At 68.9% G+C, this 25,309-nt stretch carries 27 protein-coding genes and 1 tRNA gene; 6 read left to right on the plus strand and 22 right to left on the minus strand.

Translation table 11 applies throughout. The annotated features are described in order from the left end of the window. Positions 1-4: 4 nt before the first annotated feature. From ASC67_RS18495 to ASC67_RS18560, 14 genes are all read right to left on the minus strand, one after another. Positions 5-2,104: a VC_2705 family sodium/solute symporter gene (locus ASC67_RS18495; RefSeq protein ID WP_056325411.1), complete on the minus strand. Its 2,100-nt coding sequence runs from the start codon at positions 2,102-2,104 to the stop codon at positions 5-7. Then, positions 2,097-2,408, minus strand: coding sequence for a DUF4212 domain-containing protein (locus tag ASC67_RS18500; protein ID WP_310731992.1), 312 nt, complete (start codon positions 2,406-2,408; stop codon positions 2,097-2,099). The genes ASC67_RS18495 and ASC67_RS18500 overlap by 8 nt, the downstream gene beginning before the upstream one ends. Before the next feature lie 89 nt (positions 2,409-2,497). Beyond that, the gene (locus ASC67_RS18505; protein ID WP_056325983.1) at positions 2,498-3,385 is read right to left on the minus strand and encodes a transglutaminase family protein; all 888 of its coding nucleotides are present in this window, start codon (positions 3,383-3,385) and stop codon (positions 2,498-2,500) included. Positions 3,386-3,497: 112 nt separating this feature from the next. Further along, the gene (locus ASC67_RS18510; RefSeq protein ID WP_056325415.1) at positions 3,498-3,794 is read right to left on the minus strand and encodes a cupin domain-containing protein; all 297 of its coding nucleotides are present in this window, start codon (positions 3,792-3,794) and stop codon (positions 3,498-3,500) included. 77 nt (positions 3,795-3,871) lie between these two features. Next, entirely contained in the window at positions 3,872-4,672 is an 801-nt protein-coding gene (gene phnE, locus ASC67_RS18515) for a phosphonate ABC transporter, permease protein PhnE (protein WP_056325987.1), read from the minus strand. 17 nt (positions 4,673-4,689) lie between these two features. Then, complete coding sequence (gene phnE / locus ASC67_RS18520) at positions 4,690-5,481, minus strand: phosphonate ABC transporter, permease protein PhnE (protein WP_056325419.1); 792 nt, start codon at positions 5,479-5,481, stop codon at positions 4,690-4,692. Then, entirely contained in the window at positions 5,478-6,329 is an 852-nt protein-coding gene (gene phnC / locus ASC67_RS18525; protein ID WP_235566384.1) for a phosphonate ABC transporter ATP-binding protein, read from the minus strand. Before phnC ends, phnE (ASC67_RS18520) begins: the two co-directional genes overlap by 4 nt. Continuing rightward, positions 6,316-7,257, minus strand: coding sequence for a phosphate/phosphite/phosphonate ABC transporter substrate-binding protein (gene phnD / locus ASC67_RS18530; protein WP_056325993.1), 942 nt, complete (start codon positions 7,255-7,257; stop codon positions 6,316-6,318). Before phnD ends, phnC begins: the two co-directional genes overlap by 14 nt. A 187-nt stretch (positions 7,258-7,444) precedes the next feature. Beyond that, on the minus strand, positions 7,445-7,909 hold the full coding sequence (locus tag ASC67_RS18535; RefSeq protein WP_056325422.1) for a hypothetical protein: 465 nt from the start codon (positions 7,907-7,909) through the stop codon (positions 7,445-7,447). Beyond that, entirely contained in the window at positions 7,906-9,132 is a 1,227-nt protein-coding gene (locus ASC67_RS18540) for an ABC transporter permease (protein ID WP_056325423.1), read from the minus strand. Before ASC67_RS18540 ends, ASC67_RS18535 begins: the two co-directional genes overlap by 4 nt. Next, on the minus strand, positions 9,129-9,851 hold the full coding sequence (locus ASC67_RS18545; protein ID WP_200946979.1) for an ABC transporter ATP-binding protein: 723 nt from the start codon (positions 9,849-9,851) through the stop codon (positions 9,129-9,131). Before ASC67_RS18545 ends, ASC67_RS18540 begins: the two co-directional genes overlap by 4 nt. Continuing rightward, positions 9,848-11,533 (minus strand): alkaline phosphatase family protein, encoded by a 1,686-nt coding sequence (locus tag ASC67_RS18550; protein WP_235566385.1) that lies wholly within the window; start codon positions 11,531-11,533, stop codon positions 9,848-9,850. The genes ASC67_RS18545 and ASC67_RS18550 overlap by 4 nt, the downstream gene beginning before the upstream one ends. A gap of 159 nt (positions 11,534-11,692) precedes the next feature. After that, positions 11,693-12,595 (minus strand): MurR/RpiR family transcriptional regulator, encoded by a 903-nt coding sequence (locus ASC67_RS18555; RefSeq protein WP_235566386.1) that lies wholly within the window; start codon positions 12,593-12,595, stop codon positions 11,693-11,695. Positions 12,596-12,670: 75 nt separating this feature from the next. Further along, a complete protein-coding gene (locus ASC67_RS18560) occupies positions 12,671-12,970 on the minus strand; it encodes a YciI family protein (protein WP_056325429.1) in 300 nt (99 codons plus the stop codon). Positions 12,971-13,094: 124 nt separating this feature from the next. Here ASC67_RS18560 and ASC67_RS18565 point away from each other — a divergent pair, with 124 nt between their 5' ends. Continuing rightward, positions 13,095-13,661, plus strand: coding sequence for a cysteine dioxygenase (locus ASC67_RS18565; protein ID WP_156466827.1), 567 nt, complete (start codon positions 13,095-13,097; stop codon positions 13,659-13,661). A gap of 24 nt (positions 13,662-13,685) precedes the next feature. Here the strand turns inward: ASC67_RS18565 and ASC67_RS18570 are convergent, their stop codons facing one another. After that, a complete protein-coding gene (locus ASC67_RS18570; RefSeq protein ID WP_235566387.1) occupies positions 13,686-14,660 on the minus strand; it encodes a LysR family transcriptional regulator in 975 nt (324 codons plus the stop codon). Positions 14,661-14,742: 82 nt separating this feature from the next. Here ASC67_RS18570 and ASC67_RS18575 point away from each other — a divergent pair, with 82 nt between their 5' ends. The 3 genes from ASC67_RS18575 to ASC67_RS18585 are packed head-to-tail and all read left to right on the plus strand — an operon-like array spanning position 14,743 to position 19,429. Next, positions 14,743-17,691 carry a molybdopterin oxidoreductase family protein gene (locus tag ASC67_RS18575; RefSeq protein WP_056325436.1) on the plus strand — a complete coding sequence of 983 codons (2,949 nt, stop codon included), beginning with the start codon at positions 14,743-14,745 and terminating at the stop codon, positions 17,689-17,691. Beyond that, entirely contained in the window at positions 17,688-18,482 is a 795-nt protein-coding gene (locus ASC67_RS18580; RefSeq protein WP_056325440.1) for a 4Fe-4S dicluster domain-containing protein, read from the plus strand. The genes ASC67_RS18575 and ASC67_RS18580 overlap by 4 nt, the downstream gene beginning before the upstream one ends. Positions 18,483-18,496: 14 nt before the next feature. After that, positions 18,497-19,429 carry a DmsC/YnfH family molybdoenzyme membrane anchor subunit gene (locus ASC67_RS18585; RefSeq protein ID WP_056325444.1) on the plus strand — a complete coding sequence of 311 codons (933 nt, stop codon included), beginning with the start codon at positions 18,497-18,499 and terminating at the stop codon, positions 19,427-19,429. 7 nt (positions 19,430-19,436) lie between these two features. Here ASC67_RS18585 and ASC67_RS18590 read toward each other — a convergent pair whose 3' ends face one another. Beyond that, entirely contained in the window at positions 19,437-19,754 is a 318-nt protein-coding gene (locus ASC67_RS18590; RefSeq protein ID WP_056325447.1) for a muconolactone Delta-isomerase, read from the minus strand. 155 nt (positions 19,755-19,909) lie between these two features. Between ASC67_RS18590 and styC the strand changes: the two genes are divergently transcribed. Then, the gene (gene styC, locus ASC67_RS18595) at positions 19,910-20,395 is read left to right on the plus strand and encodes a styrene-oxide isomerase StyC (RefSeq protein WP_056325450.1); all 486 of its coding nucleotides are present in this window, start codon (positions 19,910-19,912) and stop codon (positions 20,393-20,395) included. Positions 20,396-20,406: 11 nt separating this feature from the next. Here styC and ASC67_RS18600 read toward each other — a convergent pair. The 6 genes from ASC67_RS18600 to petA form a co-directional block, all read right to left on the minus strand. Further along, a tRNA-Thr gene (locus tag ASC67_RS18600) sits at positions 20,407-20,482 on the minus strand. A 78-nt stretch (positions 20,483-20,560) separates the two neighbouring features. After that, entirely contained in the window at positions 20,561-21,082 is a 522-nt protein-coding gene (locus tag ASC67_RS18605) for a ClpXP protease specificity-enhancing factor (protein ID WP_056325454.1), read from the minus strand. Between the two features lie 22 nt (positions 21,083-21,104). Continuing rightward, positions 21,105-21,719, minus strand: coding sequence for a glutathione S-transferase N-terminal domain-containing protein (locus ASC67_RS18610; RefSeq protein ID WP_011828452.1), 615 nt, complete (start codon positions 21,717-21,719; stop codon positions 21,105-21,107). 128 nt (positions 21,720-21,847) lie between these two features. Continuing rightward, the gene (locus ASC67_RS18615) at positions 21,848-22,615 is read right to left on the minus strand and encodes a cytochrome c1 (protein ID WP_056325458.1); all 768 of its coding nucleotides are present in this window, start codon (positions 22,613-22,615) and stop codon (positions 21,848-21,850) included. A gap of 20 nt (positions 22,616-22,635) precedes the next feature. Further along, positions 22,636-24,036 (minus strand): cytochrome bc complex cytochrome b subunit, encoded by a 1,401-nt coding sequence (locus ASC67_RS18620; RefSeq protein WP_056325461.1) that lies wholly within the window; start codon positions 24,034-24,036, stop codon positions 22,636-22,638. Positions 24,037-24,052: 16 nt separating this feature from the next. Beyond that, complete coding sequence (gene petA, locus ASC67_RS18625; RefSeq protein ID WP_056325464.1) at positions 24,053-24,652, minus strand: ubiquinol-cytochrome c reductase iron-sulfur subunit; 600 nt, start codon at positions 24,650-24,652, stop codon at positions 24,053-24,055. Positions 24,653-24,858: 206 nt separating this feature from the next. Between petA and mscL the strand changes: the two genes are divergently transcribed. Then, positions 24,859-25,272: a large conductance mechanosensitive channel protein MscL gene (mscL, locus tag ASC67_RS18630; RefSeq protein ID WP_011828448.1), complete on the plus strand. Its 414-nt coding sequence runs from the start codon at positions 24,859-24,861 to the stop codon at positions 25,270-25,272. Positions 25,273-25,309: the final 37 nt, after the last annotated feature.

Here is a 25,309-nt window from a genome sequence, read left to right on the forward strand (position 1 = left end):
GGTCTCAGCGTTCGCCGGGCTGGGGCGTGTGCAGGTTCCTGAGCCAGCGCATCCGCTCGGCGTCGGGCGGTTTGGTCAGCAGGCTCACGACCACCGCCACCGCCAGCCCGAACGGCACCGCGAAGACGGCTGCCGCGACCGGATGGATGTCGAACCAGCGGGTCACCGCCGTCGGCGGGCCCAGTCCGAACAGCGCGCGGCCCATCTCGAAGTTGACCGCCATGTAGTAGACGCACAGGCCCAGGCCGGCCAGCATGCCGGAGGAGGCGCCGATGCCGTTGGCGCGCGGCCAGAAGATGCCCAGCGCCAGCGCCGGAAAGAAGGCCGCGGCCGCCAGCGAGAACGCCGCCGCGACCAGCGGCACCACCTGTGCGATGTGCAGCGACGCGACGTAGGCCGCCAGCAGCGCGACCAGCAGCACCACCATCTTCGCCATCAGCACGCGGCGCGCCGGGCTGATCTGCGGGTTGACCGACTGGTAGTAGACGTCGCGCGCCAGCGAATTGGAGATGGTGAGCAGCAGGCCGTCGGCGGTGGACAGCGCCGCGGCCAGGCCGCCGGCCGCGACGAGGTAGGTCACGACGCTCGGCAGCCCGCCGATCTCCGGGGCGGCCAGCACGATCATGTCGCTGCTCAACTTGAGCTCGCCGAACTGCAGCAGGCCGTCACCGTTGACGTCCTCCACCGACACCAGCGAGCCGCTCAACCGCGACCAGCGCAGCAGCCAGCCCGGCAGCTCGTTGAACGGCAGGCCCACCACGTGCGTCAGCACCTCGTGCTTCACGAACACCGCGAGCGCGGGTGCCATCAGGTAGAGCAACAGGATGAAGAACAGCGCCCAGCCCACCGAGCGCCGCGCGGCACGCACCGACGGCGTGGTGTAGCAGCGCATCAGCACGTGCGGCATCGCGGCGGTGCCGACCATCAGGCACAGCACCAGCGCGAGGAAGTTGCGCCGGGCCGAGCTCTCCGTCGCGTCGGCACCGCCAGGTGGCGCGTCCGTGCCGTCGGCGACGGTGCGCACCGGCCCGGCATGTGGCGGCAGCCCGCCGAGCGGTCGGGCCCGCGCGGCGGCCTCGTCGCGCGCCTTCACGTAGTGCTCGCGGGCGTCTTCCTCGTTGCGCGGCAGCGTGGCCTGCATCCGCCGCAGCTGCTGGATCTGGGCCAGCGGAGCGGCCTCGGCGCGCAGCTGCGCGATCTGCGCCGACAACTGGCGGTCGTCGTCCGCCATGCTGGCCCGCACGTCGCCGAGCTTGGCATCGGCCTGCGCCGCACGCTGCGCATAGCGCGCCATCACCTCGCGCTCGGCCGGATCGGCGACGATCTGGCGTTCGCGCTCGCTCACCTGCTGCAGCTGCGCCCCGTAGGCGAGCGGCGCGACCGGGTTGCCGGTCTGCTTGACCGACAGCCACACCGTCGGCACCAGGTAGGCCACGATCAGCACGATGTACTGCGCGACCTGCGTCCAGGTGACCGCCCGCATGCCGCCGAGGAAGGAGCACATCAGCACGCCACCGAGGCCGACGAACACGCCGATCTCGAAGCTGAAGCCGGCCAGGTGCGAGGTGACCAGGCCCACGCCGTAGATCTGCACCACCAGGTAGACGAAGGACACCAGCACCGCCGCTGCCGCGCCGACCAGGCGCGGCAGCGAGCCGCCGTAGCGGGCGCCCAGGAAATCCGGAATGGTGAACTGCCCGAAACGGCGCAGGTAGGGCGCCAGCAGCACCGCGACCAGGCAGTAGCCGCCGGTCCAGCCGAGGATGTAGGCGAGGCCGGCGAAGCCCTGCAGATAGAGCACGCCGGCGGTTCCGATGAACGAGGCGGCCGACATCCAGTCGGCCGCGGTGGCCATGCCGTTGTACATCGCCGGCACGCGCCGGCCGGCGGCGAAGTATTCGGTCTCGTCGGTGGTGCGGCACAGCAGGCCGATGACGGCATAGACGCCGATCGTCGCGATCAGGAAAGTGGCGCCCACCCAGCCGTGCCGGCCGCCGCCGCGATCGACCATGCCGACCAGCGCGATGAAGGCCAGCACGCCCAGCGCGAACAGACCGTAGATGCGGTGCAGGCGGCGCTCGAAGCCGCGGGCCGGATCAGCCAAGCGTGCGCTCCTGCGGTGGGGCCGGCTCCTCGCCGTGGTAGCGCGTGTCCAGCCGTTCCATCACCACCGCGTAGCCCACCACGAGGGCCAGGTAGACCAGCAACGCCCCCTGGGCCACGATCCAGTAGCCGAGCGGAAACCCGGCCACGGTGTCCGGCAGCTCCAGCGCCAGCCAGGGAAAGAGCACGGTGACGCCGATCCACAGCGCCACGAGCGCAGCCGTCAGGCGCAGCACGCGCCGCCAGTAGCCTGCCTGTTTCTGGGTCTCATCGCCCGCCGGGCCATCCATCGCGTCCACCCGCATCGCGCCGCGACCGGGCGCGCCGCCCGATTGTGATTCGCGTCGGCGGTCGTCGCACGCGGCTGAACCCTGGCCCGCGTTGCGCGCGCGGGTCAGCCGACCGGCACCCAGGCCGCCGCGCGGTCGGTGGACAGTGCGTGGCCCGTGTGGTGCGGCAACTCGATGCCGCGCGCCGCATCCTCGTGCGCGGTGGTGCGGATGAACGGTGCTTCGGAGGTGACCGCGCCGAAGATCGTGGCGAAGGCCACGTCGGCGGCGTCGCGCCCGGTCCCGAAGCGCACGAAGCCCATCGGTATCGCCGTGCCCGACGGGTCGAAGATGTACCAGCGGTCGCCGAGGAAGACCTCGACATAGGCATGGAAGTCGGGCGGGCCGAGCACCGGGTCGGCGCCGTAGTCGGTGCCGGTCGTGAAGCGCGCCGGGATGTTGACCGCGCGGCACAGCGCGATCATCAGGTGCGAGAAATCGCGGCAGATGCCGACCTGCTCGAGCAGCGTGTCGACCGCCGAGGTATTGGAGTTGGAGGTGTTCGACGTGAAGACCACGCGGCTCTTCACCCAGTCCTGGATCGCCTGCACGCGGCCATGGCCTTGCCAGAGCGCGCCGAACTCGCGGATCGCCAGCTTCACGAAACGGTCCGACTGGCAGTAGCGGCTGGGGTAGATGTAGCCGAGCACGTCGGGCGGCAACTGACGCACCGGCACCTCGCCCAGCGTCGCGGGATCGGCGGCGTGGTGCGTCAGGTCCACCGTCGCCGCATAGGCCAGCCGCAGTTCGCCGGGCAGCGCCCGCAGCCGCATGTAGCGGTTGCCGGACACCGGGTCGGTGTGCATCTGCGGCGTGATCGGCTGGCTCAGCTGCAGGCTTTCGCCCGAGATCACCTGGCTGCGGGTGTGCGCCGCGTGGATGTTGAAGATGAAGTCGGCACCGTGCTCGCCGACGTCGTAGCCCAAATCCACCTTGAGGTCGATGCGGATCACGGGCAAGGAGGCCCGGCCGCAAGGCGGCGGGGCGAAGGCGCTGTTCGGTGGTCGTGCATCGCACTAGTGTGCGCGCCGGGGCCGCCGGCGGACCGGGATATTTCTGCGCGGCTCAGGCCGCGGCGGCAGCGGCGTTGCGACGGGCGACCCAGTAGGTCGCGCCTTCGCTGCCGTAGCGTTCGGCGTGCGGCACGTCGTGATCCAGGTCGAAGCGGTCACCGGGGCGCAGGTGGCGGGTCTGCTCGCCCACCGTCAACCACATCTCGCCCTGGGTCACCAGGGCCTCGACCGCGAACGGGTGCGTGTGGGTGTCGAGCTCGACGAGCGGTTGCCAGGCGCGCTCGAGCACCTCGTCGTAGCCTTGCGCCAGCGCGGCCGCCTCGAACTCCGGGAATGTGACAGCGCTCATGAGCTTCTCCGCATGTCGGTTGCTACGAGTCCGGATTCTGCCTGCGGCGACGCGCCGGCGCCCAGGGTCTACCGAGGCTAGCGGAGCCCGCGGCGCACTCGCGCGCTCAGCCACTCGCTGAAGACCACGGTGGCCAGCACGCACAGCAGCAGCATCGCGACCTTCGGCCAGGCGAGCACGCCGAGCGCCGCGTCGAGTTTCATGCCGATCCCCCCGGCGCCGACCAGTCCGAGCACGGTCGACTCGCGGATGTTGATGTCCCAGCGGAAGATGCCGATGGCTGCCGCTGCCGGTGCCACCTGCGGGACGACCGCCCAGGCCATGACCTGGGCGCTGCCGGCCCCGGTCGCGGCGATCGCCTCCAGCGGGACGGGATCGATCTCCTCGATCGCCTCGTGCAGCAGCTTGCCGATGAAACCGATCGAGCGCAGCGCGATGGCGACGATGCCGGCCACCACGCCCGTTCCGAGCACCGCCACCAGCAGCAGGCCCCAGATCAGCGAGTTGATGGATCGGGAGGCCACGATGATCCCCAGCGCCGCGGGCCGCAGCAGGCGGCGGCTCGGCGTCGTGTTGCGGGCCGCGAGGAAGGCGATGGGCAGCGCCAGCACGCCGCCGAGCAGCGTGCCGAGCGTGGCGATGTTGAAGGTCTCCCACAGCGGCTGCCAGAGCTGCGCCATGTAGCCCCAGTCAGGCGGCAGCATGCGTGCGCCGATGTCCGCGGCCTGCGCCGGTGCATCCAGCACGAAGCTCCAGATGGTCTCCTGCGTCATCGCCTGAAACGCCGCGCAGACCCCGCACAGCCCGACGACCCACACGGCAAAGCCCAGCCATTCGGCGCGCGTGCTGCGTCGCCGCCAGCGGGCGGGTTCGGTCATCGCCGGGCGGGCCGTCGTCACAGAGCACGCCTCCGCAGCCAGCCCGACAGCAGTTCCGTGGCGGCAACCACGACGACGATCACGACGATCACGGCCGCCGCGGTCCGGTACTCGTAGCGGTCCATCGCGGTGTGCAGCGTGGTGCCGATGCCGCCGGCACCGACCACGCCGATCACCGCCGACTCGCGGAAGTTGATGTCGAGCCGGTAAAGCGACAACCCGACCAGGCGAGGCCGGATCTGCGAGAGCACCGCGAAGTCGAGTTGCTGCAGGAAGCCGGCGCCGGTGGCACGCAGGGCCTCGAGCGAGCCGTCCTCGATGTCCTCCACCCGCTCGGCCACCAGCTTCGCCATGAAGGAGACCGTGGCGAAGGTGAGCGTGAGGAAACCGGTGAAAGGCCCGAAGCCGAACAGCACCACCAGAAGGATCGCGACGATCACCTCGTTGAAGCTGCGCGACACCGCAATCACGCCACGGCACGGCAGGTAGATCCAGCGCGGGCTGAGATTGCGCGAGGCACCGACCGCGAGCGGCAACGAGAGCACGATGCCGACCGCCGTGGCGGTGATCGTCATCGTGAGGCTTTCGCGGAAACCGGCCAGCAAGTCGTCCTGGCGCGAAAGGAAGTCGGGCTGCCCGAATGCGGCGACGAAGCGGGCGCCGCGCGCCAGTCCTTCGGCCAGGCGCGCGGTGTCGACCTCCAGCGTGGCGAGTGCCAGCCCCAGGTAGAGCACGACGCAAGCCGCCAGCGCCCACCGGTGGCTACGCCGACGGATCAGCGGCGGCCTGCGCCACGCAAGGGCCGTCATTCCAACGCGACGTCGAGGGCCGACGCCACGCGTCGCGGGTCGGCCAGGGTGGGCTGCTGTGGCGCCGGTGGTTCGTCGTCGCGGCCGTAGATGCGGTCGAGTTCCGCCGCCGTCACCGCCGCGGCCGTGCCGTCGTACACCACCGACCCGGCACGCAGGCCGACGATGCGCGGCAGCAGTTCCGTCGCCAGCCGCACGTCATGGCTGCTGACGATCGCGGCGATGCCGTGCTCGCGGCACAGCTCGAGCAGCAGGCGCAGGGTCTCGCGCGAGCTTCTCGGATCGAGGCTCGCGGTGGGCTCGTCCACCAGCAGCAGCCGCGGCTGCTGGAGCAGCGCGCGGGCCAGCCCGACGCGCTGGCGCTGGCCGCCCGACAGCGCATCGGCCCGCTGGTTCTCCAGGCCCGCCAGGCCCAGCCGCGCCAGCAGCCGGTAGGCCTCGCCGATGTCCGCCGGCTTGAAGCGCCGGAACCAGCTGCGCCAGAAGCCCGTGCTGCCGAGCCGCCCCGACAGCACGTTCTCCATCACCGTGAGACGGTCGATCAGCGCGTGGTTCTGGAACACCATGCCGATCTGGCAGCGCACGTGCCGAAGCGCAGTACGCGACAGGCCTTGCAGCTCCTGCCCGCAGAACAGCACCCGGCCCGCGGTGGGCTCGACCAGGCGGTTCACGCAGCGGATCAGCGTCGACTTGCCCGCGCCGGACGGGCCGATCAGGCCGATCACCTCGCCGGCGCCGAGCCGCAGGCTCACGTCGACCAGTGCCGCCTCGGCGTTCGCATACCGCTTGTGCAGCCCGCACAGCTCCAGCAGCGCCGGCGCGCGCGCCGCGGCGCTAGCGGCAGGCATGGCTCACCCCCATGGCCTGGTCGATCTCGCGCACGATCCGCCAGGTATCCCGGTAGCTGACGGTCAGAAATTTCTCCAGCGGCGGATCGCTGCGCCCGAACTCGCCGGCCAGCGCGGACCCGCGCCAGTCGAACGAGAAGAAGGCCTGGCGCACCTTCGCCGCCAGCTCGGGCGTCAGGTTGTGCGCATGGCCGTAGGCGATGGTCGGGAACGATTCCGAGGTGTAGAGCACCACCGTCTGCCCCGGCTTCACGAGGCCGCGGCGCTCCATGCCGAGGCGCACGAAATCGGCGATCGCTGCGGCGGGGTAGTGGCCGTTGGCAACGCCGAGGATGGAGTTGTCGTGCTTGCCCGAGAACACCGGCTGGTAGTCACGCCCGGCCGTCATGTCGAACTTGTCGCGCAGCAGCAGCGATGCAGCCTTGAAGCCGGAATTGGAAGTCTCCGAAGTGAAGGCGATCTTCTTGCCGCGAATGTCGGCCAGCTTGCGGATGCCGCTGCCGGGATGGGTGATGAGTTCCATGGCGTAGCCGAAGCGGTCCTCGCGGGTGGCCATCACCGCGAACGGCACGAAGCCCGCGCAGTTGACCGCCAGCGGGATCGAGCCCGGGTTGAAGCCGGCCACGTGCAGGCGCCCGGCGCGCATGGCCTCGATCTGTGCGGCATTGCCCTGCACCTGGAAGAACTGCACGCGCTTGCCGGTCACGCGCCCGAGGTGCTGGATGAAGCCGTCCCAGACCTTGGCGTAGACGGCCGGGTCCTCGACCGGTGAGTAGGCGAACACCAGCGTCGGCGGGTCCACGCGTGCCGAGGGGTTCGCGGGCGCGTCGGCCACCAGGTCGCCGTCGGCGTCGACATAGCGCGCATCCATGGCGCTGCCGGTGAACGTCGCGAACGCCGCCATGACGGCGCACAGGAGCTGTTTCATATCCGTCCAGGAACTCCGCAGCTGCACGAGGCGCCGGATGCGGCGCGAGGCGCGCGGGCGCTTCGGTTCGATGCCCATCGAGGTCAGGAAAGCGTACCTGCGATCCGGCGACGAAACCATGCTTCGCCTTGCGGGTAAGCACCATGTTCGACCACACGGTGCAGCGCAGCATCGCCCGCGAGCGGCGCTATCGGGCGCGTGTCAGTTGCGCGTCGTAGATCCGCACATGGCTGACCAGCCCCATCTCGTCGGTCTTCCTGCCGGCCTCGAAACGCCCCGTCACGCGCACCGGCCCGTCGACGTATTCCACCGGCCTCGCGACGAAGATCGGCACGAAGCCAGCCCAGTCGAAGCTCACCGTGTGGAACGGGCACAGGAAGGACGGCTCCTTGATCAGCATGAAGTACATGCCGTCGCGCGGCAGGATGCCGTCCATGAAGCCGACGATCGTGACACGCCGGCCGGACAGCGCGAGCGCCTTCGCCGAGAGCTTCAGCTCCGGTCCGGCGCCGACCCCCTCCTGGAAGGTCGCGCCGACGTACAGGTCGGCGAAGCGCAGCGGCGCCGCATCGTCGACTGCCAGCGCGATGCCCGCGCAGGGCGCGCCGAGCGCCAGCATGCCGGCGCGAAGGACCTGGCGTCGGGTCGTCATGGCGCGTTCGACAGATGGGGCACGATGTCCTCCCGGCAGGTGAACCAGGCCGGGATTGCACCGGCCACCAGGCCCAGCAGCAGCGCCGCCCCCGGCGCCGCGAGTTCGCCCGGTGTGATGCCGGTCAGCTCGAGCGGGAAGCCCCGGCTGCCTTCGACATGCCAGGCGATCGCGGCGGCCGCGGCGCGGCCCAGCACGAAACCCAGCGCGGCGCCGGCACCCGCGATCAGCAGCGACTCGGCGATCAGCAGCCGTGCCAGCATCGCGCGCGACGCGCCCAGCGCACGCAGGGTGGCGATCTGGCGACGACGGTCGATGCCGGCCGCGGCCATCGACAGCATGACGGCGAAGAACGCGACCGCCGTCGCCAGCCAGGCCAGGCCGAGCACCACCTCCTCGCCGGCGCGCAGATACTGCAGCAACCGCGTGACCTCGCGCCCGGGAACGACCGCCTGCACGCGGGTATCGCGCGCCAGCGAGGCGGCGATGCGCGCCATGTCGCCATAGCTGCGCCCCTGCACCAGCAGCGCGGTGATCTCACCGCGCGGCGAGGCCTCCGCGGCCGGCGCGTGATCGCCCTCCTGTTCGTGCATCAGCCAACCGGTCTCGAGCGCCGTGAAGATCGCCCGATCGGCGGGGGAGCCCGTTGCAGGCAACACCGAGGTCACGTGGTACTGCCGGTCCGCATGATCTGTCGCCAGTTCGGCCGGTAGCTCGACGAGGCCATGGCTGGCGACGAAGCGGCTGCCGACGGCGAGGCCGGCCTGCCGGGCCGCCGTTGCACCCACCACGGCGTCGAAGGGTCGGGCAAGGCGGCCCGGGTCCGCGGCGGAGGGCCCGCGTCCCGACTCGTCGAGAAGCGCGAAATAGTCGACCGTGGTGCCGACGATCAGATGCCCGCGGTAGCTGTCGCCGAAGATGAACGGCACCAGCCGCGTCACGCCGGCGTCGGCCTGCAGTTGCCGGTACAGCGCGACCGGGATGTTGCCGGTCGGCGCGTCCATGAAGAACAGCGTCGACAGCACCGCCTGCACCGCACTGCCCTTGGCGGCGATCAGCAGCTGGTAGCCGCCGGCGCCGCGCTGCAGGCTCTCCCGGGTGGCGGCGGTCAGCGCCAGCGTGGCCGTCAGCAGCAGCACGCCGATGCCCACGCCCAGCGCGGTCAGCAGGTTGGAGGCCGGCCGCGACGCGACGTAGCGCCAGGCGAGCGCCCAGGTGTTCATGGTGGCGCCGGCACCACGCCGTTGAAGACCGACATCTGCAGCACGTGGTCGAGCCGGGCCAGCACCCGCGCATCGTGCGAGGCCAGCAGCAGCGCCGCGCCGGTTTCGGTGGCCACCTCGATCAGCAGTTCGAGCACCGCATCGCGCCGGCCGGCGTCAAGGTTGGCGGTCGGCTCGTCAGCCAGCAGCAGGGCCGGCTGGTTGGCCAGCGCGCGGGCAATGCCGACCCGCTGCTGCTCGCCGTGCGACAGCGCGGCGGGACGGTGGTGCAGGCGGTGACCGAGCCCGACGCGGCGCAGCAGCATCTCCCCTCGGCTGCGGCGCTGCGCGCGGGGCATCCGGTCCGCGAAGGCCATCGGCAGCAGCACGTTCTCGATCGCACTCAATGCCGGGATCAGGTTGAAGCTCTGGAACACGTAGCCGACGTGCCGCGCGCGGAAGCGGTCGCGCTCGTGCTGCGGCAGCAGCGAGACCGCGCTGCCGAGCACGCGCAGCTCGCCGGCGCTGGGTTGCAGCAGGCCGGCGCACAGGTGCAGCAGGGTCGTCTTGCCGCAGCCGCTCGGCCCGGCCAGCCCATAGATCGCACCGGCCGGGATGCACAGCGCGACGATGTCGAGTACGTCGACGGGCTCGCCGCCCTGCACGAAACTCCTGCGCAGACCGAAGGCCTCGACGGCCGCCACTCGGCCCGTCGGACCGACCGGCACAGCGACGGTCAACGCAGGGCTTCCGTCAGCACGCGCCCTTCGCAGCCGTTGGGCGGCCGCACGTTCAGGATGTGCGCCAGCGTGCGCCCCAGGTCCACGGTTTCGGAGTCGCCGAACTTGCCCGGCTTCACCCAGCTGCCGCCGTACATCGCCAGCGGCACGTTGGTGTCGTAGGCCCACGGCGAACCGTGGGTCGACGCATAGCCCTTGGGCTTGGCGAACAGATACCAGTTGGGCTTGTTCATCACGACGATGTCGCCGCTGATCTGCTGGTGCCAGGCCAGGAACACCTGCTTGGAGAGCTTGGTGTTGGGCAGTTGCCCGGTCTCGAGCTGGGTGCGCGTGTACACCGCCTCCACGCCGGGGTAGCTGCGCAGGAACTCCTGCGCAGCGTTTTCGACCGCCACCTTGTCGAGCTTGCGCGCGGCGACGAGGTCGTAGTCCACGTAGAGGTTCGGGTTCCACCAGGTGATGATGTACTTGCCGTCGCCGAACTTCGCCGACAACGCGGCGTTGACGTCGGCCACCATCTTCTCGGGGTCGATGCGGCCGGCGTCGAGCCGGCGGCTGCTGCTGAACTCGGGGATGTTCATGAAGCCATGGTCGGCCGACAGCGACACGACGACGTTGCGCAGCCCGACGCGACGGTCGAGAAAGTCGAACAGGTCAGCGAGCACGCGGTCGAGGCGCACCGTCTGGTCCTGCGACTGACGACTCTCGGGGCCGAACAGGTGGTTCACGTAGTCGTGGCTGGTCCAGCTGACGGCCAGGATGTCGGGCACGCCGGCCGGGTTCTGCCCCAGGTTCTCGCCCTCGACGGCAGCCTTGACGAAGTCGAGCGTCAGGTCGTCGCCGTAGGGCGTCCACAGCATCGCGTCGTAGTAGCTCTTGTTCGGCTGATCGGCGCCACCGCTGATGGCGTGCGGGAAGCGCGTGCCCAGGCCCTTGTAGTTGGTGGTCCAGGGGCGGTCGTCGGGGGCCGAGCGCGCGTAGGCTTCCTCGGGCAGCAGCATCGTCCACTGCTTGCCGAAGTAGCGGTCCTGCGGCTTGCCGGCATAGAACTTCTTCCACCAGTCCGGGTAGTCCTTCATGTAGTAGTCGGACGTGATGAAGCGGCCCGTCGTGGTGCTGTGCATGTAGGCCGTTCCGAGCTGCCCGGCCAGGCCGATCGCGCTGCGATCCTTGCCGGCGATCGCGATCGTCTTGGACCTGCCATTCGCGTACATCAGCTCGTCACCGACGGTGGTGACCTTCATGTTGAACGGGGAGGTGCCTGCGTGCTCCGGGGTTTCCTCGTCCAGGTACTTGTAGCGCGCGTCCTCGGTCGAGTACACGCGCTTGCGGCTCTTCCTGTCGATCCAGTCGTTGCCGACCACGCCGTGCTTGTAGGGATGCGCGCAGGACAGCAGCGTGGCATGCCCGACACCGGTGTAGGTGGTCGCATGGCTGTAGTGGTTGTTGCTGAACCAGGCCCCGTCGTCGAGCAGCAGCTTGAAGCCGCGCCGCGCGTAGAGGTCGTAGTACTTGACCAGTTGCTCCTGCGGGAAGCCGTCGACCACCATGAACACCACCAGCTTGGGCAAGGGCTTGCTGGCCGGTGCGTCGGCCGCGGTGGCCACGGGCCAGGACAGCGCCAACATGCTGGCTGCGGCCATGGCACGCAGCGCCGCGGATATCCCTGAAGGACCGGTCATGACTTGTCTCCTCGTTCTTTGGGCGACGGCATCGATACCGCGCAAATGAGTAAAGCTCAGTTTATATTTAATCTACGCTGAGCTTTATTCAACGTCAAGTGCGGTTTCCCTGCTGCCCTCTCCGGGCTGACCACCACGCCGTGGCGCAGGCGCCGCGGCTCAGTAGCGCTTGAGCGACAGCACCTGGTAGGTGCGGCGCACGATGTCCACCGCGCGGTCGTAGTCGGTCAGCGCGAGACAGGCGATCAGCACGTCGATGATGGCCAGCTGGGCCAGCCGGCTCGTCATCGCCTCGGTGGTGAAGTTGGTCTCGCGCGCCATGGTGAACAGCACCACGTCGGCGAAGGCCTGGATCGGCGACTTGCCGAAGTTGGTGATGCAGACGGTGCGCGCACCGGCCTCGCGCGCCAGCTTGGTGGCGGTGACCGTCTCGTGTGTGCTTCCGGAGTGCGAGACGGTCAGCACAGCGACATCCGGGCCGGTGAGCGCGGCGCTGACGGCCTGGATGTGCGGGTCGATCACCACCTTGACGTCGAGCCCGATGCGCAACATACGGTACTGCGCGTCCTCGGCAATGCAGGCCGCACTGCCGACGCCGTAGATCTCGATGCGCCGTGCCGACTTGATGAGCCGCACGGCCTTCTCCATCGCCTGCACGTCGAGGTTGGCCTGGGTGTCGCGCAAGGTCTGCACGTTGCTCTGGAAGATCTTGCGGATCACGACACCGGCATCGTCCTCGGGTTGCAGGTCCTCGTGGATCAGCTGCACCGGCCGCACGATCTCCTGGGCCAGCAGGATCTTCAGCTGCTGGAAGCCGGTGGCGCCGACGCGCTTGCAGAAGCCGACCACGCTGCCCTCGCTGGCGTTGGCCCGCTCGGCGACCTCGGTGACCGACATGTGAACCACGTCGGCGGAATGTTCGACGACGTAGTCCGCAATACGCTGCGCGGCCGCACCGAGGCTGGGGTAGAGGGTGTGGATGCGCGAGAGCACCGCGCTGGCCGTCAGCGTCTGCACGACCGGCGTCACCGTCTCCCGTCTCACCGGCTTCTTGTGGTTCACTCGCAGCTTCCCGTGGCTCGCCGCGCGGCGGGCAAGCACCCGCCGACGACCCTGCGAAGGATAGCGCCTGCCCCTTCAGACCTCCGCGAACCCCGCCCGCTGCGGATAGACATTGCGGAAGGGACGGATGTCGACACGGGCGTAGACGCCGCCGACCGTGAACGGCTCGTTCGCCAGCCAGTCCTCGACCGCGGCGCGGTCGGCGAACTCGGCGACGATCAGGCTGCCGGCCATCGCGCCGGCCTCGTCGAGCAACGGGCCGGCGATCGCCAGGCGGTCCGCGATCTGGTCGAGGTGGGCCCGGTGGGCCGGACGCAGCCGCTGGCGCAGCTCGAGGCTGGCGGGCTTGTCGATCATGTGCAGGGCAAAGAGCATGCGGACTCCGGAGTCGTGGAAGGGGAAGGCTCGATTCTGAGGCGACACGGCGCCACAATGTCCCGATGGTTGCGGCCGGCGCTCGAACGAACGCCTCGGCATCCACTTCATGCAGGAGACCCCCATGCCCACCGGCGCACTGGACCGATTCGTCCACGATCTTCAAACCTGCTGGACCGAGACCGCGGGCGCAGAGTCGCTGCTGCTGCCGCGCGTCGAGGCGCTGATGCGCGCGCTGGTGGCGCATGACGACTGGCTCGACCCCGCGATGGCCCAGCCGCACCCGCAGTACTACCAGCAGTACCTGCTGTACGCCGATCCGCAGGACCGCTATTCGGTGGTCAGCTTCGTCTGGGGCCCCGGCCAGCAGACGCCGATCCACGACCACACGGTGTGGGGCGTGATCGGCATGCTGCGCGGCGCCGAACGCGCCCAGGCCTACGCGCTGGCCGACGACGGCACGCCACGGCCGACCGGCGCCGAGGAACACCTGGCGCCGGGCGATGTGGCCAGCGTGTCGCCGCGCATCGGCGATGTGCACCGCGTGAGCAACGCCCACGACGACCGGGTGTCGATCAGCATCCACGCCTACGGCGGCAACATCGGCAAGATCCGCCGCCACGTGTTCCCGCCCGAGGGCGGCGCGGCCAAGGATTTCATCTCCGGCTACTCGAACCCGGTGCACGGCTGAGCGGCGCTCCACCGCGGGCCACCGTCAGCGCCCGCCGGCAGCGGGCTGACCGCCGCAGTGGCGGATGAAGTCCGCCGTCGTGCGGCCCGGGCGCTTGTCACGGCGCAGCACCATCGACAGGCGGCGCGTCGGCAGCGGCAGCCGCGTGCCCAGCGCCACCAGCTGTCCGTCGGCCAGCGACTGCGCGACCGCGTGGCGCGACAGGCAACCGAGCCAGCCGCCGGCGGCCACCACGTGCTTGATGGCCTCGGTGCTGCCGAGTTCGATGCCCACCTTCACCTGCGGCAGGTACTGCACCAGCCAGGCGTCGGCGACCTGGCGCGTGCCGGAACCCTGCTCGCGCAGCACCCAGGTGGCCTGCGCGAGCTGGCGCTGCGTGGCCACCCGCCCCGCGAGCGGATGATCCGGCGCGGCGACGATCACGAGCTCGTCGCTCAGCCACGGGTGCACGATGAGATCCGGGTGCGTCTGTGGCCCCTCGATGAAGCCGACGTCGGCATCGAACGCCGCCACCGCCTCCACCACCTCGCGCGTGTTGCCGATGCGCAGCTGCACCGGACTGGCCGGGTGCGTCAGCATCCAGCGCGACACCCGCTCGGGCAGCAGGTACTCGCCGATCGTGAAGCTCGCGGCCACGCGCAGCGGCGCCGCGTGCTCGCCGCTGAACAGACCTTCCAGCTCGGCGGCATCGTCGAGCAGGCTCTGCGCCCGCGGCAGCAGCGCACGACCGTTCTCGTTGAGCAGCAGGCGCCGGCCCACGCGATCGAAGAGCTGCACGCCGACCACCGCCTCCAGCTCGGCCAGCGCGGTGCTGGCCGCCGACTGCGATCGCGCCACGCGGTCGGCCGCGGCGCGCGTGCTGCCCTCACGCGCCGTGGCCACGAACACCTCGAGCTGACGCATCCCCAGGCGCAGCCGGGCGGGCGCGTGCGCCGCGGGCAGTTCGGCCGCCGCAGCGGCCCGAACCGGGCGATTCTTTCGATCTGATTTATCGATCATCGTGAGCAATATTCTCCGCTTTTTCCTTTGAGGACCGATCACTACCATCGATCGCAGCCTCCAGCCAACCCGGGACCGGACCGTGTTCAAGTTCCTCTCCAGCGATCCGATCCACGACCCGCTCGCACCGCCGCTGCCGGCCGCGCGCACCGAGGTCAAGTGCACCACCTGCTACATGTGCGCGTGCCGCTGCGGCATCCGCGTGCACCTGCGGCAGGGCGAGAACGGCCCGGAGGTGCGCTACATCGACGGCAACCCCGCGCACCCGATCAACCAGGGCGTGATCTGCGCGAAGGGCTCCTCGGGGATCATGAAGCAGGTCTCGCCGGCACGGCTCACGCAGCCGCTGTTGCGCAAGAAGGGCAGCGAACGCGGCGCCGGTGAGTTCGAGCCGATCAGCTGGGACCTCGCGTTCGAGATGCTGACCGAGCGGCTGCAGAAGATCCGCTCCACCGACCCGAAGAAGTTCGCGCTGTTCACCGGCCGCGACCAGATGCAGGCGCTCACCGGCCTGTTCGCGCGTCAGTTCGGCACGCCCAACTACGCGGCGCACGGCGGCTTCTGCTCGGTGAACATGGCTGCCGGCATGATCTACACGATCGGCGGCTCGTTCTGGGAGTTCGGCGGCCCCGACCTCGACCACGCCAGGCTGTTCGTGATGATCGGCACCGCCGAGGACCACCACAGCAACCCGATGAAGATCGCGCTGAGCAAGTTCAAGCGCGCGGGCGGACGCTTCATCTCGATCAACCCGGTGCGCACCGGCTACTCGGCGATCGCCGACGAGTGGATCCCGATCAAGCCGGGCACCGACGGTGCGCTGTTCATGGCGCTGCTGCACGAGCTGATCGCGTCGGACCTGGTCGATCGGCCCTTCCTGCAGCGCTACACCAACGCGCCGCAGCTGGTGGTGCTGGAGGACGGCGAGCGCGAGGGCCTGTTCGCCTTCGATCCGGCAGCGGGCCCGCCGGGCGACGGCCGCAACCCGCACAACAAGCTGGTGTGGGACCTCGCCAGCGGCAGCGTGAAGGCGGCCTACCCGGAGGGCATCGCCGAGGGCTGCGAGCCGGCGCTGGAAGGTCAATACCGGCTGGCGGACGGTACGCGCGTCGCACCTTCGTTCGAGCTGCTGCGCGAGCGCGTGGCCACCTGCACGCCGGAGTGGGCGTCGCAGATCACCGGCATCCCGGCCGAGCGCATCCGCAAGCTGGCGCGCGAGCTGGGCGAGACGGCACTGCAGCAGGCCTTCGAGCTGCCGATTCCCTGGACCGACGCCTGGGGCAAGCAGCACCCGACCACCAGCGCACGGCCGGTCGCCTTCCATGCGATGCGCGGCCTGGCGGCGCACTCCAACGGCTTCCAGACGGTGCGTGCGCTGGCGGTGCTGATGAGCGTGCTGGGCACGATCGATGCGCCCGGGGGCTTTCGCCACAAGGCGCCCTACCCGCGCCACATCGTGCCCAACTACCGGGCCTTCAACTCGCCGGAGATGATCCAGCCCAACACGCCGCTCAACGCGGCCCCGCTGGGTTTCCCGGCCAGCCCCGACGAGCTGGCGATCAACCCCGACGGCTCGCCGATCCGTATCGACCACGCGTTCTCGTGGGAGCACCCGCTCTCGGCGCACGGGCTGATGCACAACGTGATCAGCAACGCCACCAAGGGCGACCCCTACCGCATCGACACGCTGCTGATCTTCATGGCCAACATGGCCTGGAACTCGACCATGAACACCATGGCCGTGCGCGAGATGCTCAACGCCAAGGCCGACGACGGCGAGTTCAAGATCCCCTTCCTGGTGGTGTGCGACGCCTTCCAGAGCGAGATGGTGGCGTTCGCCGATCTGGTGCTGCCGGACACCACCTACCTCGAGCGCCATGACGTGATGAGCATGCTCGACCGGCCGATCTCGGAGTTCGACGGTCCGGTCGACTCGGTGCGCGTGCCGGTGCTGCCGCCGACCGGCCAGTGCAAGCCCTTCCAGGAGGTGCTGATCGAACTGGCCTCGCGGCTCAAGTTCCCGGCCTTCACCACCGCCGAGGGCGGTCGCAAGTTCACCGGCTACCCGGACTTCGTCGTCCGCTTCGAGCCGCAGCCCGGCATCGGCTTCCTGATGGGCTGGCGCGGCGAGAACGGCGAGAAGCACCTGCGCGGCGCGCCCAACCCGAAGCAGTGGGAGATGTACGAGAAGAACAACTGCGTCTTCCAGTACCACCTGCCCAAGGACATGCAGTACATGCGCAACTGGAACCGCGGCTACCTCGACTTCGCCAAGGAGCATGGCTGGCGACAGCGCAACGATCCGGTGCAGCTGGCGCTCTACTCCGACACGCTGCAGAGCTTTCGCCTCGCCGCGCTCGGCAAGACACCCGGCCGCCAGCCGCCCGAGCACCTGCGCGAACGCATCGCGACCTATTTCGATCCATTGCCGTTCTGGTATCCGCCGCTCGAGTACGCGGCCACCGACGAGGCCGCCTACCCGCTCAACGCGATCACGCAGCGGCCGATGGCGATGTACCACTCCTGGGATTCGCAGAACGCCTGGCTGCGCCAGATCCACAGCCACAACTACCTGCAGGTCAATCCGCTCACCGCGCAGGCCGCGGGCATCGCCGACGGCGGCTGGTGCTGGGTCGAAAGCCAGTGGGGCAAGGTGCGCTGCATGCTGCGCTACAGCGAGGCGGTGGAGCCCGGCACCGTGTGGACCTGGAACGCGATCGGCAAGGCCGACGGCGCCTGGCAACTCGCGCCCGGCGCCGACGAGTCGCGCAAGGGCTTCCTGCTCAACCATCTGATCTCCGAGGAACTGCCGCTGGCCGGCAGCCCGGACGGCGTGGCGCGCACGATCAGCAACTCCGATCCCATCACCGGGCAGGCCGGCTGGTACGACGTGCGGGTGCGCATCCGCCCGGCCGACCCCGAGGAGCCCGAGGAGACCTTCCCTCAGGTGAAGGCGACGCCGGCGCCACCGGGCGTGCGTGGCACGACGTCGCGGGTGCTGACCTATTTCGCAGGACGCAAGACATCATGATCCAGTGGCTGAAAGACCTGCTGAAGTCCGACCTCGTCGCCGAGGCCCCGGCCCGAAGGACCGAGGCGCCGTCGGCGCGCCGCGGCCACGGCGATGGCACCGAGCCGCCGGAAACGCTGGCCAAGCAACTGGCGCTGGTGATCGACCTCAACGTCTGCGTCGGCTGCCACGCCTGCGTCACCGCCTGCAAGCAATGGAACACCTCCGGCTCGGCCGGCCCGCTGGCCGACGAGAACGCCTACGCGGCCAGCCCGACCGGCACCTTCTTCAACCGCGTGCAGACCTACGAGGCCGGCGTCTTCCCCGGCACCGACACCATCCATTTCCCGAAGAGCTGCCTGCACTGCGAGGATCCGCCGTGCGTGCCGGTGTGCCCGACCGGCGCGAGCTACAAGCGCAAGGAAGACGGCATCGTGCTGGTCGACTACGACAAGTGCATCGGCTGCAAGTACTGCTCCTGGGCCTGCCCCTACGGCGCGCGCGAGCTCGACGAGGAACGGCAGGTGATGACCAAGTGCACGCTGTGCGTCGACCGCATCTACGACGAACTGCTGCCCAAGGCCGATCGCCGGCCCGCCTGCGTGATGGCCTGCCCGACCGGCGCTCGCCTGTTCGGTGACGTGAAGGACCCGGACTCCGATGTGTCCAAGGCGATCCGCGAACGCGGTGGCTACGCGCTGATGCCGGAGTGGGAAACGCAACCCGCCAACCAGTACCTGCCGCGCCGCATCACCGAGGTGGCCGGGCAGCGGCCCGACGGCGCGCCCGGACCCGCCGGCACGGCGCACTGAGCGGGGAGAGACGCATGCACCCCGCGTTCTCGATCGTCTTCTTCACCACGCTGGCCGGCATCGCGCAGGGTCTCGTGGTGGCGCTCGCCCTGGCGGTGCTGCTCGGCCCGGCGCCGTCGGTCGGCTTCCTGAGTGCGGCGCTGCTGCTGGCCGGCGTGCTGCTGCTGCTCGGCCTGGGCGCCTCCTTCCTGCACCTGGGCCGGCCCGAGCGGGCCTGGCGCGCGGCGCTGATGTGGCGCACCTCGTGGATGTCGCGCGAGGTCATCGTGTTGCCGGCCTTCATCGGCATCGTGGCGCTGTGGTGGCTGGCGCTGCAATGGGGCGTCGTCACGCCGTGGGCAGCGCTGCTGCCGGTGGCGGCGCTCGTCGGGGCCGCAGCGCTCTGGTACTGCACGGCGATGATCTACGCCTGCGTGCGCTTCATCCAGGAATGGGCCCACCCGCTGACGCTGGTGAACTACACCCTGATCGGCCTGTCGTCGGGGTTGGTGCTGGCCTGCGCGCTGGCCGCTGGCTACGGCGAGGCCGCACTGCTGGGCGCCGTGGCGCCCTGGGCGCTGATCGCGACGCTGGCCGCCTGGTTCACGCGCACGCTGGCGCTGCGCCGCAATGCCGCGCTGAAGCCGAAGTCGACGCTGCAGTCGGCCACCGGCATCCGCGCGCCGCAGCTGGTGCAGAAGTCGATGGGCATGTCGGCCGGCTCGTTCAACACGCGCGAGTTCTTCCACGGCGCGGGCCTCGCGGCGATGCGGCAGACCAAGCTCGCCTTCATCGTGCTCGGCTTCGCGCTGCCGTCGGTGCTGCTGGCCTGGGGGTTGCTCGGCGGCCCGGCGATCGTTTGGTGGCTGACGCTGCTGGTGCAGGCGCCGGGGCTGGTGGCCGAACGCTGGTTCTTCTTCGCCCAGGCGCGCCATCCGCAGAACCTGTACTACCAGCAGGTGTCGTGAGCCGCGGCTATTCGCCGGCCAGCACCTCCAGCCGCTGCGACCATTCTTCGTAGGAGCCGAGCAGGGTCCACTGGAAGTCGCACATGAAGTCGTAGCCGAGCTTGAACAGCGGCAGGCTGTGCGTCAGCGCGTCGATCTGCTCGACCGACTCGACCTCGACGATCGCGATCACTTCGTAGCGCCCCGGCACCTTCCAGACCTTCTGGATCACGCCGGCCGCGACGCCGGCGGCCACCGCCGCGGACTCCTGCTTCCAGGCGCCGAAGAATTCCTGGTTCGACATGCGGTCGGGCTTGCGAAGATGGGCGTGAAGCAGCACTTGCATGGATCTCCTCCGTATCGGTGAAGCGTCCACTTTAGGGTCGGCGCTGGCCGTCGATGCCCGCGGATTACCCTGCCAGCGCACCGGTCGACATCGACCCTCACTCCCTGGCACCATGCCGCGCGGAGACACCACGACGACAAACACGGGAGACGGCGATGCTGAGTTCAATGCAGAAGCAGTGGTTCGGGCATGGCGTGCTGATGATCCTGGCCACGCTGCTCGGCGGGGTCGGCCTCTGGATGTTCCTGGTCGGCGGCTTCGAGATCGTGCCCGGCTACATCCTCCATTTCCAGCTGCCGGGGTCGGCCGAGGGCTGGCGCCGTGCGCACGCCGGGCCGGCCCTGAACGGCCTGATGGTCATCGCGGTGGCGCTGGTCCTGCCGGCGCTGAACTTCCCCGAGAGGAAGGCCTCGTGGCTCGGCTGGCTGGTCGTCGCGGACGGCTGGGCCAACGTCGTCTTCTACTTCTTCAGCAACCTGTCGCCGAATCGCGGCCTGAGCTTCGGCCCCAACGTCTTCGGCGAGGGCAACGTGTACAGCGCCATCGCGCTGGCGCCGGCCTACCTGTTCGGCGTGATCGCCGTCGTCGTGCTGGCCATCATCGGCTGGGAGGGCATTCGGTCCGGGCGTTCAGCCGCGTGAGAGCGATCGCGTGGTGCCGGCTTTCGGAATCGAACCGAAGACCTTCCGCTTACAAGGCGGGTGCTCTACCAACTGAGCTAAGCCGGCGCGCGGTGAGGATTGTAGGAGCGTCGGTGCGCGACGACGCGGCAGCAGCAGCGCAGGCGGCGGCGCCTGCGTTGGTCACTACTTGACGCGCTTGAGCGAGGGGCGCCCGCCGCCGGGTGGCTCGGGCGGTGACTCGTCGTCCTCTGCCGAGGCGTGCGCCGCATCATCGCCGGGAGCCGGAGCCTCGGCCAGCCGGAGCCCGCGAGGTGCGGCACCGCCATCCGTCGCGCCGCTGCCCTCGACGAGCGGCGGCTCGCCGCCGGCCGGCGGCGCGGGAAACGCCATGCCCTGCCCGTTCTCGCGCGCATAGATGGCGATCACGTGATCGATCGGCACGACGATCTCGCGGGCAGTACCGCCGAAGCGCGCCTTGAAGCTGATGAAGTCGTTGCCGAGCTGCAGGCTGCTGGTGGCCTCGAAGCTGGCGTTCAGCACGATCTCGTTGTTCTTGACGTACTCGGCCGGCACCTGCACCGAGCCGTCCACGTACACCGCCAGGTAGGGCGTGTAGCCGTTGTCGGTGCACCAGTCGTGCAGCGCACGGATCAGGTAGGGGCGCGTCGAGGCGCCCTGCGTGTCCGGCGAGACGGGGATCGTCATCGTGGCGCTCCTGCGGCCCGACCTACTTGCGCATCACCTTCTCGGACGGCGTCAGCGCCTCGATGTAGGCCGGGCGCGAGAAGATGCGCTCGGCGTACTTCAGCAGCGGCAGTGCGTTCTTCGACAGGTCGATCGCGTAGTAGTCCAGGCGCCACAGCAGCGGCGCGATCGCGACGTCGAGCATCGAGAAGTCATCGCCGAGCATGTACTTGTTCTTCAGGAAGATCGGCGCGAGCTGCGTGAGCCGGTCGCGGATCTGGCTGCGCGCCTTCTCGAGCTGCTTGTCGGTCGCCTTGACGCCGCTGCGGCCTTCGAGCAGGTTCACGTGCGCGAACAGCTCCTTCTCGAAGTTGAACAGGAACAGCCGCACGCGCGCGCGCGCCACCGGGTCGCCCGGCATCAGCTGCGGGTGCGGGAAGCGCTCGTCGATGTACTCGTTGATGATGTGCGACTCGTACAGGATGAGGTCGCGTTCGACGAGGATGGGCACCTCGTTGTACGGGTTCATCAGCGCGATGTCTTCGGGTTTCGCGAACAGGTCGACGTCGCGGATCTCGAAATCCATGCCCTTCTCGAACAGCACGAAACGGCAGCGGTGGGAGTAGGGGTCGGTCGTTCCGGAGTAAAGCACCATCATGGCGGCGGGCTCCTAGGGTTCTTCGAGGGCCATCAGAAAAAACGCAAGCGGAGCGGATGCATGCATCCCGCTCCGCTCGCACCGTCACAGACCGACGGGCGCCTGATGCGCCCCGGCCTGCGGGTCACTTACTTCACATCTTTCCAGTAGGCCGCATTCAGCCGCCAGGCAATGATGGTGAACACGCCGAGGAACAGCAGCACCCAGACGCCGAGTCGCTTGCGCTGGCTCTGCGCCGGTTCGCCCATCCACTGCAGGTAGGCCACCAGGTCACCGACGGCTTCGTCGTAGGCCAGCGGGCTCAACGTGCCGGGGGTGAGTTGCTCGTAGCCGGCAAAGCGGTGCACCTTCTTGCTCTCGTTGTGCGGATCGGCTTCCTCGACGAACTTCGCGGCCCGCTGCCCTTGCAGCTCCCACAGCACGTGCGGCATGCCGACGCTCGGGAAGGCCATGTTGTTCCAGCCGGTCGCCTTGGTCTCGTCGCGGTAGTAGCTGCGCAGGTAGGTGTACAGGTAATCGGCGCCGGTCCCGGCCGCGCCGGCACGCGAGCGCGCGATCACGGTCAGGTCGGGCGGCACGCCGCCGAACCACTCCTTGGCGTGCTTGGCATCGAGCGCGACCTTCATCGTCTCGCCGACCTTGTCGGTCGCGAACAGCAGGTTGCCCTTGATCTGCGCTTCGCTCAGGCCGATCTCCTGCAGCCGGTTGTAGCGCATGTAGGCGGCCGAGTGGCAGTTCAGGCAGTAGTTGACGAACAGCTTGGCGCCGTGCTGCAGGGCCGCCACGTCGGTCATCTTGTTCTCGGGAAACTTGTCCCAGGCGATACCGCCTTCGGACGCGCGGGCCGTGCCGGCGAAGGCGCAGGCAGCCAGCAGCAGGGCGATCAGCTTCTTCATGTTTTCGGGCTCCTGCGGGCTCAGTGGGCGGCGAAGGTCACGCGATCGGGCACCGGCTTGAACGTGCCGAGCTGGCTCCACCACGGCATCAGCAGGAAGAAGCCGAAGTAGAACAGCGTGCCGATCTGCGATACCAGCGTGCCGATGTCGGTCGGGGCCTGGATGCCCAGGTAGCCGAGGACGAAGAAGAACAGCACGAACACGCCGTACACGATCTTGTGCCAGTCGGGGCGATAGCGGATCGACTTGACCGGGCTGTGGTCCAGCCACGGCAGGAAGAACAGGATCACGACCGCACCGCCCATCACGACCACGCCCCAGAACTTGGCATCGAAGGTCTTCAGCAGCACGATGGCCACTGCGGCCACGACCAGCACCGCGATCTTCGCGACGCCGCCGAACTTGCCCTTGACGATCGCCAGCGTGGCGCCCACGCCGGTCAGCACCGCCAGCACGTTGACCATCGTGTCGGTGGTCGCACGCAGCATCGAGTAGTACGGCGTGAAATACCAGACCGGGGCGATGTGCGCCGGAGTCTTCAGGGGATCGGCGGGAATGAAGTTGTTGTACTCGAGGAAGTAGCCGCCGAACTCCGGCGCGAAGAAGATGATCGCGCTGAAGATCATCAGGAACACGCTGACCCCCAGGATGTCGTGCACCGTGTAGTACGGATGGAAGGGGATACCGTCCATCGGCGTGCCGTTCGGCCACTTCTTCTGCTTGATCTCGACGCCGTCGGGGTTGTTCGAACCGACCTCGTGCAGCGCGATGATGTGCGCGACCACCAGGCCCAGCAGCACCAGCGGGACCGCAATGACGTGGAAGCTGAAGAAGCGATTCAGCGTGGCATCGCTCACCACGTAGTCGCCACGGATCAGCAGCGCCAGGTCAGGACCGACGAACGGGACGGCGGCGAACAGGTTGACGATCACCTGCGCACCCCAGTAGCTCATCTGGCCCCAGGGCAGCAGGTAGCCCATGAAGGCCTCGGCCATGAGGCACAGGAAGATCGCGCAGCCGAAGATCCACACCAGCTCGCGGGGCTTGCGGTAGCTGCCGTACATCAGCCCTCTGAACATGTGCAGATAGACCACGACGAAGAACGCCGAGGCTCCGGTGGAGTGCATGTAGCGCACCAGCCAGCCCCAGGGCACGTCGCGCATGATGTACTCGACCGACGCGAACGCGAGGTTGGCATCGGGCTTGTAGTGCATCACCAGGAAGATGCCGGTGACGATCTGGATCACCAGCACGAGCATCGCCAGCGAACCGAAGAAGTACCAGAAGTTGAAGTTCTTCGGGGCGTAGTACTCCGACAGGTGTTCCTTGTAGAGCTTGGTCGCCGGGAAGCGGTTGTCGACCCAGGTCATCAGCTTCTGGGCCACGGGCGCGTCGGCGGGAGCGGTCTTGAATTCGGCCATGGTGTCCTCGTGATGCTCAGGCCTTGGCCTCGCCGATCAGCAGCTTGCTATCGGTCAGGAAGGTGTAGGGGGGCACCTCGAGGTTGTCCGGCGCCGGCTTGTTCTTGAACACCCGCCCTGCCATGTCGAAGGTCGAGCCGTGGCAGGGGCACAGGAAGCCGCCCTGCCAGTCGTCCGGCAGCGAGGGCTGCGGGCCGGCCACCAGGCGGTCCGACGGCGAACAGCCCAGGTGTGAACAGATGCCGACGACCACCAGGATCTCCGGCTTGATCGAGCGCCATTCGTTGCGGGTGGTCTCCATCGGCGTGACCTCGGCCGGCTTGCGCTCGGACTTCGGGTCGGCCACCAGCGCATCGGTCTTCTTCAGCGATTCGAGCTGCTCCGGCGTGCGGCGCAGGATCCAGACCGGCTTGCCGCGCCACTCCACCGTCAACTTCTCGCCCGGTTTGAGGGCGCTGATGTCGGCCTCCACTGCTGCACCGGCCGCACGCGCGCGCTCCGACGGCTGGAAGGTGGAAACGAAGGGCACCGCGGTCGCGATGCCGCCGACGGCGCCGGCGCAGGACGAGGCGATCAGCCAGGTCCGCTTGCTGTGATCGACTTGCTGCTCACTCATGGAATTCCTTGGGCTAGCGCTTTGATTCTGGAACAACCATCGATTCTAATCGACAGCGCGCACCGCGCCGAGGCCGACGCGGCGCCAGCCATTGCAGCAAGCTGCGCGCCAGCTCGGCTTGACTTGCCGCAAAGCTCGGGAATACTCGCTCACGGTGGGCCCGGGCGCTCACGCCGACAAACCTTCAACATCCTCAGGGGCCGTGCATGTCATTCTTCAGTGAATTCAAGGAGTTTGCCGTCAAGGGCAACGTGATCGATCTCGCGGTCGGCGTGATCATCGGTGGCGCCTTCGGCAAGATCGTCGACTCGATCGTCGGCGACCTGATCATGCCGATCGTCAGCAAGCTGTTCGGCGGCCTCGACTTCTCGAACTACTACGTCGGACTGGCGGGGCAGGCGGCCGGACTGCCGCTCGCGGAGGCCAAGAAGGCCGGCGCGGTGTTCGCCTATGGCAACTTCATCACGGTGGCGCTGAACTTCGCGATCCTCGCCTTCATCATTTTCCTGATGATCAAGCAGATCAACCGACTGAAGAAGGACGAACCGGCCGCACCGCCTGCGCCCCCCGCCGAGGACATCGTGCTGCTGCGCGAGATCCGCGACGCCCTGAAGAAGTGACCCGCCTGCGGGCGCGATGCCGGTGCACCGGCCCGCC

Source organism: Methylibium sp. Root1272 (assembly GCF_001425905.1).
In the GTDB taxonomy this organism is placed as follows: Bacteria; Pseudomonadota; Gammaproteobacteria; order Burkholderiales; family Burkholderiaceae_C; genus Methylibium.

Coding starts and splice junctions, on each gene's coding strand:
- ASC67_RS18585 (WP_056325444.1), top strand. CDS start 18,497: ATGCACCCCGCGTTCTCGATCGTCTTCTTCACCACGCTGGCCGGCATC.
- ASC67_RS18500 (WP_310731992.1), bottom strand. CDS start 2,408: ATGCGGGTGGACGCGATGGATGGCCCGGCGGGCGATGAGACCCAGAAA.
- ASC67_RS18570 (WP_235566387.1), bottom strand. CDS start 14,660: ATGATCGATAAATCAGATCGAAAGAATCGCCCGGTTCGGGCCGCTGCG.
- styC (WP_056325450.1), top strand. CDS start 19,910: ATGCTGAGTTCAATGCAGAAGCAGTGGTTCGGGCATGGCGTGCTGATG.
- ASC67_RS18590 (WP_056325447.1), bottom strand. CDS start 19,754: ATGCAAGTGCTGCTTCACGCCCATCTTCGCAAGCCCGACCGCATGTCG.
- ASC67_RS18535 (WP_056325422.1), bottom strand. CDS start 7,909: ATGACGACCCGACGCCAGGTCCTTCGCGCCGGCATGCTGGCGCTCGGC.
- phnE (WP_056325419.1), bottom strand. CDS start 5,481: ATGACGGCCCTTGCGTGGCGCAGGCCGCCGCTGATCCGTCGGCGTAGC.
- petA (WP_056325464.1), bottom strand. CDS start 24,652: ATGAGTGAGCAGCAAGTCGATCACAGCAAGCGGACCTGGCTGATCGCC.
- ASC67_RS18565 (WP_156466827.1), top strand. CDS start 13,095: ATGCCCACCGGCGCACTGGACCGATTCGTCCACGATCTTCAAACCTGC.
- ASC67_RS18560 (WP_056325429.1), bottom strand. CDS start 12,970: ATGCTCTTTGCCCTGCACATGATCGACAAGCCCGCCAGCCTCGAGCTG.
- ASC67_RS18550 (WP_235566385.1), bottom strand. CDS start 11,533: ATGACCGGTCCTTCAGGGATATCCGCGGCGCTGCGTGCCATGGCCGCA.
- phnC (WP_235566384.1), bottom strand. CDS start 6,329: ATGCCTGCCGCTAGCGCCGCGGCGCGCGCGCCGGCGCTGCTGGAGCTG.
- ASC67_RS18610 (WP_011828452.1), bottom strand. CDS start 21,719: ATGATGGTGCTTTACTCCGGAACGACCGACCCCTACTCCCACCGCTGC.
- ASC67_RS18510 (WP_056325415.1), bottom strand. CDS start 3,794: ATGAGCGCTGTCACATTCCCGGAGTTCGAGGCGGCCGCGCTGGCGCAA.
- phnE (WP_056325987.1), bottom strand. CDS start 4,672: ATGACCGAACCCGCCCGCTGGCGGCGACGCAGCACGCGCGCCGAATGG.
- ASC67_RS18615 (WP_056325458.1), bottom strand. CDS start 22,615: ATGAAGAAGCTGATCGCCCTGCTGCTGGCTGCCTGCGCCTTCGCCGGC.
- ASC67_RS18605 (WP_056325454.1), bottom strand. CDS start 21,082: ATGACGATCCCCGTCTCGCCGGACACGCAGGGCGCCTCGACGCGCCCC.
- mscL (WP_011828448.1), top strand. CDS start 24,859: ATGTCATTCTTCAGTGAATTCAAGGAGTTTGCCGTCAAGGGCAACGTG.
- phnD (WP_056325993.1), bottom strand. CDS start 7,257: ATGAAACAGCTCCTGTGCGCCGTCATGGCGGCGTTCGCGACGTTCACC.
- ASC67_RS18540 (WP_056325423.1), bottom strand. CDS start 9,132: ATGAACACCTGGGCGCTCGCCTGGCGCTACGTCGCGTCGCGGCCGGCC.
- ASC67_RS18620 (WP_056325461.1), bottom strand. CDS start 24,036: ATGGCCGAATTCAAGACCGCTCCCGCCGACGCGCCCGTGGCCCAGAAG.
- ASC67_RS18580 (WP_056325440.1), top strand. CDS start 17,688: ATGATCCAGTGGCTGAAAGACCTGCTGAAGTCCGACCTCGTCGCCGAG.